Origin of the sequence: Campylobacter sp. CCUG 57310 (genome assembly GCF_013201975.1) — a bacterium.
Taxonomy (GTDB): domain Bacteria; phylum Campylobacterota; class Campylobacteria; order Campylobacterales; family Campylobacteraceae; genus Campylobacter_A; species Campylobacter_A canis.
In genome coordinates this window covers 1,589,743-1,602,275 of the sequence record NZ_CP053845.1, presented here as the reverse complement: position 1 = coordinate 1,602,275, position 12,533 = coordinate 1,589,743, and the positions used below count along the sequence as shown (strand labels likewise).

The 12,533-nt window shown below is 39.9% G+C and carries 15 protein-coding genes; 6 read left to right on the top strand and 9 right to left on the bottom strand.

Features of this window, described 5'->3' with window-relative positions; genetic code table 11:
* Positions 1–68: 68 nt before the first annotated feature.
* Positions 69–260, bottom strand: a complete 192-nt coding sequence (locus CORI_RS10735) for a YdhR family protein (RefSeq protein WP_301952214.1) — start codon at positions 258–260, stop codon at positions 69–71.
* 322 nt (positions 261–582) lie between these two features.
* Here CORI_RS10735 and CORI_RS08060 point away from each other — a divergent pair, with 322 nt between their 5' ends.
* Positions 583–1,512, top strand: coding sequence for a ribose-phosphate pyrophosphokinase (locus CORI_RS08060; RefSeq protein ID WP_169942662.1), 930 nt, complete (start codon positions 583–585; stop codon positions 1,510–1,512).
* A 27-nt stretch (positions 1,513–1,539) separates the two neighbouring features.
* Here CORI_RS08060 and CORI_RS08055 read toward each other — a convergent pair whose 3' ends face one another.
* Positions 1,540–2,268, bottom strand: coding sequence for a cytochrome c biogenesis CcdA family protein (locus CORI_RS08055; RefSeq protein ID WP_173031549.1), 729 nt, complete (start codon positions 2,266–2,268; stop codon positions 1,540–1,542).
* A 9-nt stretch (positions 2,269–2,277) separates the two neighbouring features.
* Complete coding sequence (locus CORI_RS08050) at positions 2,278–2,646, bottom strand: thioredoxin family protein (protein ID WP_173031548.1); 369 nt, start codon at positions 2,644–2,646, stop codon at positions 2,278–2,280.
* 174 nt (positions 2,647–2,820) lie between these two features.
* Here CORI_RS08050 and CORI_RS08045 point away from each other — a divergent pair, with 174 nt between their 5' ends.
* The 5 genes from CORI_RS08045 to CORI_RS08025 are packed head-to-tail and all read left to right on the top strand — an operon-like array spanning position 2,821 to position 5,821.
* Positions 2,821–3,537, top strand: coding sequence for a DUF4198 domain-containing protein (locus tag CORI_RS08045; protein ID WP_173031547.1), 717 nt, complete (start codon positions 2,821–2,823; stop codon positions 3,535–3,537).
* On the top strand, positions 3,537–3,962 hold the full coding sequence (locus CORI_RS08040; protein ID WP_173031546.1) for a carboxypeptidase-like regulatory domain-containing protein: 426 nt from the start codon (positions 3,537–3,539) through the stop codon (positions 3,960–3,962). The genes CORI_RS08045 and CORI_RS08040 overlap by 1 nt, the downstream gene beginning before the upstream one ends.
* 3 nt (positions 3,963–3,965) lie before the next feature.
* Positions 3,966–4,547, top strand: a complete 582-nt coding sequence (gene cbiM, locus CORI_RS08035; RefSeq protein ID WP_173031545.1) for a cobalt transporter CbiM — start codon at positions 3,966–3,968, stop codon at positions 4,545–4,547.
* A complete protein-coding gene (locus CORI_RS08030) occupies positions 4,544–5,197 on the top strand; it encodes a CbiQ family ECF transporter T component (protein WP_173031544.1) in 654 nt (217 codons plus the stop codon). Before cbiM ends, CORI_RS08030 begins: the two co-directional genes overlap by 4 nt.
* Before the next feature lie 9 nt (positions 5,198–5,206).
* The gene (locus CORI_RS08025; protein WP_173031543.1) at positions 5,207–5,821 is read left to right on the top strand and encodes an energy-coupling factor ABC transporter ATP-binding protein; all 615 of its coding nucleotides are present in this window, start codon (positions 5,207–5,209) and stop codon (positions 5,819–5,821) included.
* Positions 5,822–5,915: 94 nt separating this feature from the next.
* On the opposite strand, the gene CORI_RS08020 is transcribed toward CORI_RS08025, so the two are convergent.
* The 6 genes from CORI_RS08020 to gyrA form a co-directional block, all read right to left on the bottom strand.
* Positions 5,916–6,422 (bottom strand): YqhA family protein, encoded by a 507-nt coding sequence (locus CORI_RS08020; RefSeq protein ID WP_173031542.1) that lies wholly within the window; start codon positions 6,420–6,422, stop codon positions 5,916–5,918.
* A 232-nt stretch (positions 6,423–6,654) separates the two neighbouring features.
* Complete coding sequence (locus tag CORI_RS08015) at positions 6,655–7,680, bottom strand: aspartate-semialdehyde dehydrogenase (RefSeq protein ID WP_173031541.1); 1,026 nt, start codon at positions 7,678–7,680, stop codon at positions 6,655–6,657.
* Positions 7,677–8,981, bottom strand: coding sequence for a sigma-54 dependent transcriptional regulator (locus CORI_RS08010; RefSeq protein ID WP_173031540.1), 1,305 nt, complete (start codon positions 8,979–8,981; stop codon positions 7,677–7,679). The genes CORI_RS08015 and CORI_RS08010 overlap by 4 nt, the downstream gene beginning before the upstream one ends.
* Positions 8,982–8,984: 3 nt before the next feature.
* Complete coding sequence (locus tag CORI_RS08005) at positions 8,985–9,395, bottom strand: hypothetical protein (protein WP_173031539.1); 411 nt, start codon at positions 9,393–9,395, stop codon at positions 8,985–8,987.
* Positions 9,371–9,826 (bottom strand): LPP20 family lipoprotein, encoded by a 456-nt coding sequence (locus CORI_RS08000; RefSeq protein WP_301952213.1) that lies wholly within the window; start codon positions 9,824–9,826, stop codon positions 9,371–9,373. The genes CORI_RS08005 and CORI_RS08000 overlap by 25 nt, the downstream gene beginning before the upstream one ends.
* A gap of 86 nt (positions 9,827–9,912) precedes the next feature.
* The gene (gyrA, locus tag CORI_RS07995) at positions 9,913–12,513 is read right to left on the bottom strand and encodes a DNA topoisomerase (ATP-hydrolyzing) subunit A (protein ID WP_173031537.1); all 2,601 of its coding nucleotides are present in this window, start codon (positions 12,511–12,513) and stop codon (positions 9,913–9,915) included.
* Positions 12,514–12,533 lie beyond the last annotated feature (20 nt).

Below are 12,533 nucleotides of genomic sequence, written 5' to 3'. Positions count from 1 at the left end.
GCCTTTTGAAGCCTTCTGTAAATATACTTTATGTTCAAATCAAGACTTAAAACGCCCGTAAATCTCATCTATTTTAATTTAAAATTTGTAATTGCGCTTAGTTTTTCATTAGCGTCTAAAATTTCATATCTGAAATTTGTAGCAACTTTGAATTCCTCAAGCCTTTTAGCGTGCATTTTGGCGTAAGTTTCGGCTTGTTGGGCGCTGTTAAAGGCATAAATTCCGCCGGCTATGCCCTTTTCTTCATTTTCGGTCCAAATTTTTCAGATAAATCCGCTTTCTTTGGTTATCAACTGGGCTAACTCTCGGCACTGCTCATACATTTCCTCGCCATAACCGCCTTTATAATCAAATAAAACCTGCATTATTACCATTGTGTCTCCTTTAAAATTTTAAAAAAATTATCATAAGCCGACTTGATATAAGCTCAAATTTGTAAGTAAGCTTAAAATTTGCGCTAAAATCGTTACGTTTGAGCTTTTTATCGCTCTTTACTCAAAGCTAAATTTTAAGTCGCAAAAGCAAATTTAAGTTCATTGTTGCTAAAATAACTCATCCAAAAACTCACAAAGGTAAAATTTCATGAGAGGTTATAAAATTTTCTCCGGTACCGCAAACGTCGAATTTTCCAAAAAAATTTCTCACTATCTTTCGCTTCCGCTTAGCGAGGCTACTATTAAGAGATTTAGCGACGGCGAGATCAGCGTGCAAATCGGTGAGAGCGTGCGCGGTAAGGATATTTTTGTCGTTCAGCCGACATGTGCGCCTGCAAACGTAAATTTGATGGAGCTTTTGATACTAACGGACGCTCTTAAAAGAAGCTCCGCTAGCTCGATAACTGCGGTGATTCCTTACTTCGGTTACGCAAGACAGGATAGAAAAGCCGCTCCTAGAGTGCCGATTACCGCTAAGTTGGTTGCAAACATGATACAAACGGCGGGTATTAACCGCGTGGTTACCATCGATCTTCACGCAGGGCAAATTCAAGGCTTTTTTGATATCCCGGTGGACAATCTTTACGGCTCGATAATATTTAACGAATACATCAAAAACAAACATCTGAAAAACCCTATCATAGCAAGCCCTGATATCGGAGGTGTAGCGCGCGCTAGAAGTGTGGCTAAGAATTTAGACCTTGATATCGTTATCGTCGATAAGCGCCGCGAAAAGGCAAACGAAAGTGAAGTGATGAACGTCATAGGCGACGTAAACGGCAAAGACGTGATACTTGTAGATGATATGATCGATACGGGGGGCACGATAGTAAAAGCTGCTAGAGTATTTAAAGAAAGAGGCGCAACTAGCGTGATGGCATGCTGTACTCATGCGGTGCTTTCGGGCAAGGCGTATGAAAATTTAAGCGATGATGCTTTAGATGAGCTTGTTATAACCGATACGATACCGCTAAAAGAGCAACTTGATAAGATAAAAGTTCTAAGTGTCGCACCGATATTTGGCGAAGTGATAAGACGTGTCTATCACAACGAAAGCGTAAATTCGCTATTTGGATAGAAATTTAAAAAGATTTTAGGCAAAAGCCTAAAATCTTGTCGTAAGATCGGTTAGCCACTCAGGGCTAATCTCTACTAAAAACCCTTCAACTACCTTATCAAGCCCCGTTAAAACCATAAGAGAAATTACGATTAAGCAAATTCCCATGATGATTTTACTTTTGCTTGCAAAATTTGCGATTTTCTCTCTTTTATTTTTAAAGCTCTGTCTTGAGGCAAGCCCTATGGCTATGAGAGGTATGACTGCCGAAATTCCAAATACGGTCATAACTATAAATACGTTTAGCAGGCTTTCTGCACGTGAAGCCAGAGCTATCGCCGCTCCAAGAGTAGGCCCTACGCACGGAGACCAAACGGCTCCAAGCATAACTCCTACTATGAATTGCCCTTTGGCGCTGTCAGGATTAAATTTGACTAAAAATCCTTGAGCTTGATTGCTAAAGCCGCTTGTTTTAGAGCTTATTAGCTCTTGCATTTTTGGACTAATAAGCCAAATTCCAACCAAAAGCAACAGTATTCCGCCTACGGTTCTTATGGTAGAGCTATCAAGCCCAAGCGCAAGTCCTACCGAGGAAAGCAGAGTGCCTATAAGGCTAAAAGATAGCGCCATACCAAGCGCAAGCGTTATAAGCCCGAATTTTGATCTGCTAAGAGCCGAAGAGACTATAATAGGCAGTATCGGCAAAACGCAAGGACTTAACGTGGTTAAAATTCCCGATAAAAAGCTAAAAAACAGTGTGGTAGCGCTGATATCCATAAAATTCTCTTAAAACGCCAGCTTTACTTGCTCTTTAATCTTCTCTTCGTTGGTTTCATAAAATGTCCTTGAAACCTCTTTGCCGTCTTTAAAAACTATGATAACTGATCTATCGTTTGCTCCAAGGCTCTTTACCTCGTCTTTTTGGCTATCAAAATCAACGGTTAAGAAGCTAGCTTTGTCGCTGTTTTGTTTGGCGATTTGGTCTAAAACTTTTTCTTGCTTTTTACAAGTACCGCACCAAGTAGCGTGGATATGTACTACTATACCTTTGCCTTCGCTCATAAGCTCGTCAAATTTAGCTTTACTAAAAGCTTCTCCTGCAAATGAAAAGGTCGCAAACGCTAAAGCGACGACTAAAATTTTAAATACTCTCATATTTTCTCCTTGTCGGTTTTAATTTGTTGGCGTATTTTATATTCCCTGTGTTAATCAAGTGTAAAATTTATACTGTTTGATAAAATACTTTATCCGCTTAATAAAATTTCAGAATACATTAAATTCCTCGGCTCTATAATACTAATTATAATAAATTATTATTAAAGGAGTAGTATGTCAAATAAAATGTTATTAAAAGCTATTTTTATAGCTACGGCTCTAACAATGAGTGCACAGGCGCACCAAGTGGTCGCTCAAAGTGTGGGTAAAAACAAATTCGAGCTTAAATTTTGGGCTCACGATAAATTTGAAGGCTACGCTTCAAAACAAGTTTTGGGTGCTAAGGCTTATGACGAGAATTTAAAGCTAATCAAAACAGGCATAGTTTATAACTATGACGATGATAAGAAGTTGCCTGAAATCTTGACAGATAAATCGCCTGCGGTAGTTACAATGACCTTTGATGCAGGACATTGGGTGCAAACGGATAAAGGCTACGTCGTGGGCGATAGAGCAAAGACAAAAGGGATAGTTTTTGACGCGATTAGAAGCATGAAGATAGGCAAAACCTACTTTTCGTGGAATGAAAACTTCTTAAAGCCCATAGGTCTTAAACTCGAGGTTATAGCGCTTAGCGATCCGTTTAAGATAAAAGTAGGCGAGAGCTTGCCCGTACTTGTTCTAAAAGACGGCAAGCCTGCTAAAAACGTTGGTTTTGAAACGGCAAAAGATGATATAGATAACGTAACAAATGAATTTGGCATTGCGCTTATTCCTATTAAAGAAAAGGGCTTAAACATCATCGCGGCTAAATCTTCAGAGCCTATTTTTACCGACGAAAGCGCTGAAAGAATGCTTATACAAAGCTCAATATCATTTGAGGTCAAGTAGTGAAAATTCTAGCTTTTATAGCGGCTTTATGCTTAAATTTAAGCGCTCACGGGCTATTTTATAGCGCACATGAGGGCAAAGCCATAATCATAAATGCAAATTTCACCGAGAAAATTCCTGCCGCTTATGCCCAGATCGTCATATACGAGGGTGATTCTGCCATACCGCTACTAACCAGCACAATGGATAGCGGCGGGAATTTTTCATTTTTGCCGCCTCGCAAGGGAGCGTATAGGATTAAGATTACCGCAAGTAGCGATCATGGCGAGCATACGAAAGAATTTGATATCGATGCAAACGATGAGCTGGCTCTTAATAGTTATAAAGAGCCTGTTTATCAAAAATATCTTGGAATTTTAAGTGCCATAGGCATAATCTTTGGTATTTTTGGTATCATTGCTATTACTAAATCAAGAAAAGTATGAAATTTGCACATATCAGAAGGAATTTTAAATAGCGAAATTTTAGTTGCGGGCTGGATTGTCTCGGGCGGAATTTGCGCTTATGCGCTTTATAAGCTTGATTTTGAGAGTATCCCGAAAGTCGCTATGCTAACGGCGCTGTTTTTCCTTGGATCTTTTGTGCATATCCCCGTGGGTCCAAGTAGCGTACATCTGCTTTTTAACGGCATTATCGGTGCGCTTGGTGGCTTGCAGGCGTTTTTAGCCATTATGATAGCGCTACTTTTCCAAGCTCTGCTTTACGGTTTTGGAGGTATAGGCGTACTTGGGGTAAATACCTTTATAATGGCGGCTCCTGCAGTTTTGGTGTGGTATTTTTTAAGGCCGCACTTAAGCTTAAAACCGAATTTGATCTCCTTTATCGGTGGATTTGCGCCTGTTTTACTAAGCGTTGCCTTGCTTATAACCATACTTTTAATAAGCAGCGCAAGGCTTGATTATGCTGTTTATATGATTTTTATTTTTAATCTGCCTTTGATGTTTATAGAGGGCTTGATATCGGTTTTTGCACTGCGTTTTATCTTGCGTTATAAGCCAAATTTCTTATGAGCCGACCGGTTTGCTATCTTTTAAGCATTATCGTTTATGATATCTTTTTGCTAAATGCGAGCGAAATTTATGCGGTTGATTTTGTAGCGCCCGTGCTTTCTTTTATCCTGTTTCAAAAAGATAAAAAAAGAGCTCTTGTTTGGCTGCTTTATTTAAATATATTTTTGATTTTTATCGTTGCTTCTTACGCTTTAAACGGCGATTTTGCAAGTGCAAAAAGCATTTTTGTAAGGACGAATTTAATATTACTTTTGGTTTTAAGCTTGCTTCTTGGCAAGGATAGTTATTTTGTTATTAAGGCTCTTTTTTCTTTGCGCTTACCGCAAAAATTAATCGCCATAATGATGATTTACGCTAAAGTTTTTGAAGAGCTTTTAGTGTGGGTCAAGGATATGCCAAAAACTCTTAAAATTCGCGGTGTCAAACGTGAAATTTCGCTTTTTTTCTTTAAGGCTTATGCAAGCCTTATCGGTAAGATTATCGTTAGCGGGCTTGATCGTTCGTTTGGCATATTTAACGCTATGAAGGTGCGAGGATATAGCGGAAAGATAGCGTTTTTACCTGCTTTGCGGGCAAGCTTGGCAGAAATTTTACTGTTTGTAATTGTTATTTTAACGGCTATTTTTAGAGCTTATAAAAATTTTATCTAAAGAGGATATATGCTGGTAGAGGCTAAGAATTTATCTTTTAGTTACGGCAAAAGCGTGCTTTTTGAAAATATAAATTTGCAAATTTCTTCAAGTTCAAGAATTGTGATTTATGGAGCTAACGGGAGCGGTAAAAGCACGTTTTTATCAATTCTTGCAGGTATAGCTTCGCCAAATTCGGGCGAGATAATAAAACAGGACAATCTGCAAATTTCATATCTTTTTCAAAACAGCTTTGATCAATTCGTAGCCCCAACCGTCATCGAAGATGTCGCTTTTTCGCTTTTAGCTAGCGGGGTTAATCCCAAAATTGCACAACAAAGGGCTATGGATATGCTTGAGAAATTTGAAATTTCTCATCTTGCAGATAGATCGATTTACTATCTTTCAGGCGGCGAGAAACGGCTTGTGGCGATAGCCGGCGCTTTGATAAAAGACGCTGATTTGTATTTGTTTGATGAGCCTTTTAACGAACTTGATGATGTTAAATCAGCTCTTACGCTTGCAAATTTAAATGCCAAAAATAAGCCTTTTGTGGTGATAACTCATAGCAAAAAAGAAATTTTAAGCAAAGAGGCGCAATGCTTTTTATTTACCGCAAACGGGCTTTTAAAGCAGGAGCAATGAGCCAAATTTGTTTGGTAAAATTTAGCAAGACTATAAAGCAAAGTTTAAATTTGTGCTTTTAAAGATGATTTAAGAGGCAAATTTACCTCTTAAATCAGTGTTCGCCTTTGTGCAAGAAGTAAAGCCCAAGACAAAGCGCAAGAATCGACACTGCAAGATAAGTCATCTCAAGCGGAGTTGTGAAATTTGCGTGCAAGACGCGCTGGAAGAAATTTACGATTAAGACCATAATGATGACTTTTCCGATCTTGTCTTTTAGCTCGTCAAGCGAGTGTACCTCTAAAACCTTGCTTTGTTTTGACTCCTTAAGAGCTTCAATCTCCGAGATAAAGAGTTCATAGATACCGAAACTAAAGATATAAAGAACCAGCGCCATTAGATATAGATCGATCGCTCCTACGATAACGCCCACTACATCCGAGTGGAAATTATCAGGATGAATACCTTTAAAGAAGTAGTTCCAAACGTCATTCATGATAACCAACACATCGTAACTTGCTATGATAAAGAGCACGATAGCCCCAAGCAGACCGAATATAACGGGAAGTATGGTAAATTTATTGCTTGCAAGCAAGATTTTTTCAAATACTTTTGAAAACATCAAATTCCTTATTTTTAATTTGGCTCGTATTTTACAGTTTTTTTCTTAAATTTATGACTTTGTTTTTATTAAATTTTACCCGCAGATCAATGCTTGGTAAAATTTAAGCTTTGACAGAAGCTTTATTGCGACATTTTTTCTTGAGGATAATATAAATTTTAGGATTTAAAGGCTAAATTTGTGCTCTTAAGTCATTAAATTTAGCCTTAGTCACGGCTTTAAAACCTGCAAATTACTCTTGCATTTGCGCCCATTTTTGAGCGATTCTTACCGCGTTGGTTGCGGCTCCTACGCGAATTTGATCGGCTACACACCAAAGGTGAAGGACGTTATCTCGGTAGTTGTCTTTTCGAATTCTGCCTACATAAGTGTAGTTGGTGTCGCTTGCGGTTAGAGGCATAGGATAAATTTTCTTTGAAGGCTCGTCCTCTATGACGATACTAGGCGCGGCTCTTAATACCTCTCTTGCTTTGTCGGCATTGATATCTTGGCTAAAGTGTATAGTGATAGCCTCGGAGTGGCTTCTAAGCACCGGCACACGCACGCAGGTCGCACTTACTTCGATATTTTTATGGAGAATCTTTTGTGTTTCGTTTACCATTTTCATCTCTTCTTTCGTGTAGTCGTTGTCTAAAAACACGTCGATATGAGGGATGAGGTTAAATGCCAGTTGGTGAGCGAAAATTTTTGGTTCGCACTCGTCAAGTTTAAATTCAAAGAATTTTTGAAGCTGTAAGACAAGCTCCTCCATGCCCTCTTTGCCCGCACCGCTTGCGGCTTGATATGTGGCGACATCTACGCGAGTTATGCCGTATGTGTCATCAAGAGGCTTAAGCGCTTGCACCATTTGGATAGTCGAGCAGTTTGGATTGGCAATGATGCCGCGGTTTACCCATTTGACTATATCTTGCGGATTGCACTCAGGAACCACCAAAGGCACATCTTCATCCATCCTGAAGTGGCTTGTGTTGTCTATCACAACCGCTCCGCTTTGAGCCGCAAGGGGTGCGAATTTCGCAGATATCGATCCGCCTGCACTAAAAAATGCGATATCGATCTCATGCTCATCAAATACGCTTTCAGTAAGCTCTACGACCTTATAGGACTTGCCGTTAAACTCAACTTCGCTTCCGGCACTTCTTGCGCTTGCAAGCGGCAACAGCTCATTTACAGGGAAGCTAACTTCTTCCATCACACGGAAAATTTCTTCGCCGACCGCACCTGTAGCGCCTACTACTGCAACATTAAACTTTCTCATAAACCCTCCTTTATACCATATTTTTTAAGATTCTCTCGTAAATTTTCTTCGCTTAAATTTAAAATTTCGCACGCCTCTTTTAAATTTCCGTCCACGCTTTTTACTACGTCGATTATAAGGTCTTTTTTTATCCCTTCTTTATCCTTTGGCTTTCTTGATTGTAAAAACAGATCGCTAGCCGAAATTTCATCTCCTTCGCTCATTATAGCCGCTCTTTGAACTACGGAAATAAGCTCTCTTATGTTGCCAGGGAATTCATACTCTTCAAGCTCTTTTGCAGCTTCTTTGGAGAATTTTTTAGCCTTGAAGCCAAATTCTTTGCAGGAATTTTCAAGAGCGCGATTTGCTATGGGCAAAATTTCCTCTTTGCGCTCTCTAAGAGGCGGGATAAAAAGAGGAATAGTATTTAATCTGTAAAAAAGATCTTCCCTAAATTTGCCCTGTTTTATCAAGTCTTGCAAATTTGCGTTAGTCGCGCAAACTATCCTTACATCTATTTTAGTGCTTTTAGTAGCTCCAAGACGCGTTATCTCCCTTTCTTGAAGAGCCCTTAGAAGCTTTGGTTGCAAATTTAAAGGCATCTCTGCAATCTCGTCTAAAAATAGCGTCCCCCCGTCAGCGAGCTCAAACTGACCCTTTTTTTGAGCCGAAGCGTCCGTAAACGCTCCTTTTTCAAAGCCAAAAAGTTCGCTTTCAATGAGATTTTCAGGAATGGCCGCCATATTTAGCGCGATGAAAGGCTTATTTGCGCGAGGAGAGCTTTTGTGTATAAAATTTGCAAAGAGCTCTTTTCCCACTCCGCTTTCGCCGCTAAGCATTATGCTAACATCGGTTAAAGCCGATTTTTTGGCTATATGAAGCGTTTTTTCAAGAGCGGGCGAAGTGGAGTAAAATTCGCTTGACTCGGTAGCTTTAACTTCGCTTGGTTTTTGTATTTTTTTAGATAATTTTTGATTTAGAATTTCAACTCTTTTTATGGCTTGATAAAGCGTTTCTATATCAAACGGCTTTGTTAAAAAGTCCTTAACTCCAAGCCTTACGCTCTCAATGGCTTTGTTTAAAGTAGCGTTTCCCGTCATTATGATAACGTCAAATTTGCCCTCTAATTTTTTTATAAATTCAAGTCCGTCCATTGTAGGCATATTGATATCGGTTATTATAAGATCGGTATCATCGCTTAGCTTCTTAAGAGCCTCAACTGCGCTTTTGTAGCTTTTGATTTGCAATTCTTCGTATTCGCCAAGCGCTATTTCAAGGGATTTGCGCATATTTATGTCATCTTCGACAATGACTATATTCATAACCTACTCTTTTATCTTAAATACGCCGATAATAGCAGAATTTGGCTTAAATTTAATTGTAAATCGAATCGGCAAAAGCGTTACATCGGTTTTTGTGTGTAGATTTATTCCTTGTGAATTTTGGCTGTGAGTGTAGAAGTCTTGAACTTTAAATTTATAAGATATGAAGCATTCAAAAAGCTTGTCTTTGTGCAAATTTAGATAGGTTAAAGCGTCATTTTGCTCATTTTTCTTTTCGTTGATTTCGCATAAAAATTCATCTCGAAGATTGGTTAAAACCATAGCTTTTGATATTGCTAAATTTTCGTAGTTTATAATGTGATTCTTAGTAGAAATTTTGGCCCAAAGGATAAATTCCTCCGAGCCAAATAGAGTTGATATCAGAAGTATCAGTATGCAAAAATTTCTTGCCACTTGCTTTGATCTAGTTTAAGTTCCATTCTAACGCGGTAAAGACCGTCTTTGAAGTCATGCTCGACTATCGAAGCGTTTTTGACAAGACCGCTTACTTGAGCCGTTATGGTTGAGTCTTTTAGCATTGCGTCTCTAACGGTATCGCGAGAGTTGATCTTTACTCCGTAAAGCTTTTCTGCAAGCTGCCTGTGAGCGTCGGCTATCGCTGCGCGTTTGGCAAGAGCTAAAGATTGGGCTTGAGAGACGGTGTTAAGAGGCGCTATGCCTTCGCCTACCGCACTAAACATCGCTTCTACCGGAGCTATGTCATATATCATCTTTTCTTGCTTCATGACATCTCTTATATCGTCTTTGTCGATCTTTTGTATCACGACATCTTGCTGTGCCATGCCTAAATTAGCGTCTTTGCTAGAGCAACCGCTCATAACCATAGCCGCCACGCCGATCATCGCAACATAAAAACTCTTCATTTTATAACCTTTTTATAAATTTCATTTGCTAATCATTAAAGCAAAATTTATTCCAAAATACTGCCGCCGTCTTCGCCCTGCTCATCGCCTTCTTCGCTTTGACTTTCTTCCTTAGGGCATGCCGCTACGCTTACTACGTCGTCTCCATCGACATTTACGACTATTACACCGCTTGTATTGCGACCGGCTTTTCTGATGCTTTGCATATCTACCCTGATCATCTTGCCGCTTGAGGTTAGAGCCATCAAATCCTGCTCTTCATCAACCATCAAGACTCCTACCAGATCGCCTGTACGGTTGGTTAGCTTCATGCAGATTACGCCCTTGCCGCCACGATTTGTTAAGCGGTACTCTTCAGCGGTTGTGCGCTTGCCGATACCTTTTTGAGATATGCTAAGCACCTCTTGATCGTTGCTTTCAATTACTGCCGCACCTACTACCTCGTCGCCAAGCTCTTTAAATTTAATTCCCGTTACGCCGCGAGCCGTTCTTCCCATCTGGCGAACTTTGCTAACATTAAATTTAAGACACATACCTTTTTTAGTAACGATAAAGAGCATTTTGCCGGCAGCTACACTATCTACGTTTTCGTCTAAATTTTCATCTTGAATTTCTATCTCTTGAGTTAAGGTTGTATTTTCATCATCGCTAATAGGCGGGATAAATTCATTTTCATCGCTCTCAACGATCAGCGCGGTTACCAGTTCGTCGTTTTCATCAAGAGTAATGGCTCTTACTCCGATAGAGCGTATGTTTTTAAATTCGCTTAAATTTGTGCGTTTTACTACGCCGTTTTTCGTAAAGAACGCAAGCGACTTGTTTTCGTTGAAATCAGTTGTCGGAATGATCGCTTTTATCTTTTCGTCAGGCTGAAGTTGGACTAAATTCACTACCGCTTTGCCTTTTGCCATGCGACTTCCTTCAGGAATTTTATAAACTTTCAGCCAGTATAGTTGTCCGCGATCGGTTACAAACATCAGCGTATCGTGAGTATTTGACGTAAAGAAGCTTTCGATGAAGTCATCATCGTATGTAGTTACTGCTACTTTGCCCTTACCGCCTCGCTTTTGCTTCTCGTATTGCTTGCTTGGCACTCGTTTGATATATCCGCGATGAGTTATGGTTACGACCATGTTTTCATTAGGTATCAAGTCCTCGATATCGATATCGTCATAATCATCCACTATCTCGGTAACGCGCGGAACTTTAAATTTGCTCTTTATTTCGATGAGTTCTTCTCTAATCAGTGTTTCAAGCAAAGTTTCGCTCTTTAAAATTTCGTCAAGTCTTGCTATCTCGGATAGTAGTTCTTGAAGCTCGTTATCAAGCTTTTCTCGCTCAAGACCGGTTAGCTTGCTTAGCCTCATATCCAAAATCGCATTTGACTGAAGCTCGCTAAGTCCAAATTTAGCCATCAACCCATCTCTGGCCGAAGTCGTATCGGGGCTATTTTTTATAAGTTCTATTACCTCATCGATATTATCAAGCGCGATTTTAAGACCCTCTAAGATATGGGCTCTTGCGCGTGCTTTTTGAAGTTCAAAAATAGTGCGTCTTATTATAACCGTCTTGCGGTGATTTAAAAACAACTTAAGCAGATCGATAAGACCGAAAATTTTAGGCTCTTTGTTGTCTATCGCAAGCATTATGACGCCAAAGGTGCTCTCCATAGTTGTCGATTTAAAGAGATTGTTTAGCACGATATCGCTCATCGCATCGCGTTTAAGCTCGATAACTACGCGAATTCCGTCTCTATCGGACTCATCGCGCACTTCGCTAATGCCCTCTATCTGTTTTTCTTTGACAAGATCGGCTATTTGCTCGATGAGGCGAGCCTTGTTTGTTTGGTAAGGAAGCTCGTCAATTACTATCACGTCCTTGTTCGGCTTTTTTTCGATATGGGTTTTTGCTCTTATCTTTACGCGACCTCTACCTGTTTTGTAAGCTTCGATAATGCCTTTTTTGCCAAATATGATACCGCCTGTCGGGAAATCAGGACCCTTGATATGCTCCATAACCTCCTCAAGAGTTGCGTTTTTATTATCAAGAACCAACAAAAGTCCGCTTATCAGCTCATCAAGACTATGCGGAGGAATGTTTGTGGCCATACCTACCGCTATACCGCTTGAACCGTTTAAAAGCAAATTCGGAACTCTGCTAGGCAAAACATCCGGCTCAACGGTGCTGTCATCGTAGTTTGGAATAAAATCAACCGTGTCTTTATCTATATCGCGAAGAAGCTCTTCAGCCAAATTTGTCATTCTAGCTTCCGTATAACGCATCGCCGCCGCACCGTCGCCATCGACCGAACCGAAGTTTCCTTGACCGTCAACGCTTGGATATCTCATAGAAAATGGCTGAGCCATACGAACAAGCGCGTCATATACGGCTGTATCGCCGTGCGGGTGGTACTTACCGATGACATCACCTACGATACGAGCCGACTTTTTATAAGGGCTTCTTGAGCCTACTCCAAGATCGTTCATGGCGTATAAAATTCTTCTATGAACAGGCTTAAGTCCGTCTCTTGCATCAGGCAATGCACGTCCTATGATAACGCTCATAGAGTAGTCCAGATAGCTTGCTTTTATAGAGTCTTCAATGTCTATAGATTCGATATCTTGATTTGCTTCAAATATGTTTTCCATTTGTATCCTTAAAATTAACT

Bases quoted from the DNA above. Each gene is read 5' to 3' on its own strand.
- CORI_RS08045 (WP_173031547.1), top strand. From the start codon at position 2,821: ATGTCAAATAAAATGTTATTAAAAGCTATTTTTATAGCTACGGCTCTA.
- CORI_RS08000 (WP_301952213.1), bottom strand. From the start codon at position 9,826: ATGGTTATGAGCGGTTGCTCTAGCAAAGACGCTAATTTAGGCATGGCA.
- CORI_RS08050 (WP_173031548.1), bottom strand. From the start codon at position 2,646: ATGAGAGTATTTAAAATTTTAGTCGTCGCTTTAGCGTTTGCGACCTTT.
- CORI_RS08015 (WP_173031541.1), bottom strand. From the start codon at position 7,680: ATGAGAAAGTTTAATGTTGCAGTAGTAGGCGCTACAGGTGCGGTCGGC.
- CORI_RS08010 (WP_173031540.1), bottom strand. From the start codon at position 8,981: ATGAATATAGTCATTGTCGAAGATGACATAAATATGCGCAAATCCCTT.
- CORI_RS08060 (WP_169942662.1), top strand. From the start codon at position 583: ATGAGAGGTTATAAAATTTTCTCCGGTACCGCAAACGTCGAATTTTCC.
- gyrA (WP_173031537.1), bottom strand. From the start codon at position 12,513: ATGGAAAACATATTTGAAGCAAATCAAGATATCGAATCTATAGACATT.
- CORI_RS08055 (WP_173031549.1), bottom strand. From the start codon at position 2,268: ATGGATATCAGCGCTACCACACTGTTTTTTAGCTTTTTATCGGGAATT.
- CORI_RS08030 (WP_173031544.1), top strand. From the start codon at position 4,544: ATGAGCCGACCGGTTTGCTATCTTTTAAGCATTATCGTTTATGATATC.
- CORI_RS08020 (WP_173031542.1), bottom strand. From the start codon at position 6,422: ATGTTTTCAAAAGTATTTGAAAAAATCTTGCTTGCAAGCAATAAATTT.
- CORI_RS08025 (WP_173031543.1), top strand. From the start codon at position 5,207: ATGCTGGTAGAGGCTAAGAATTTATCTTTTAGTTACGGCAAAAGCGTG.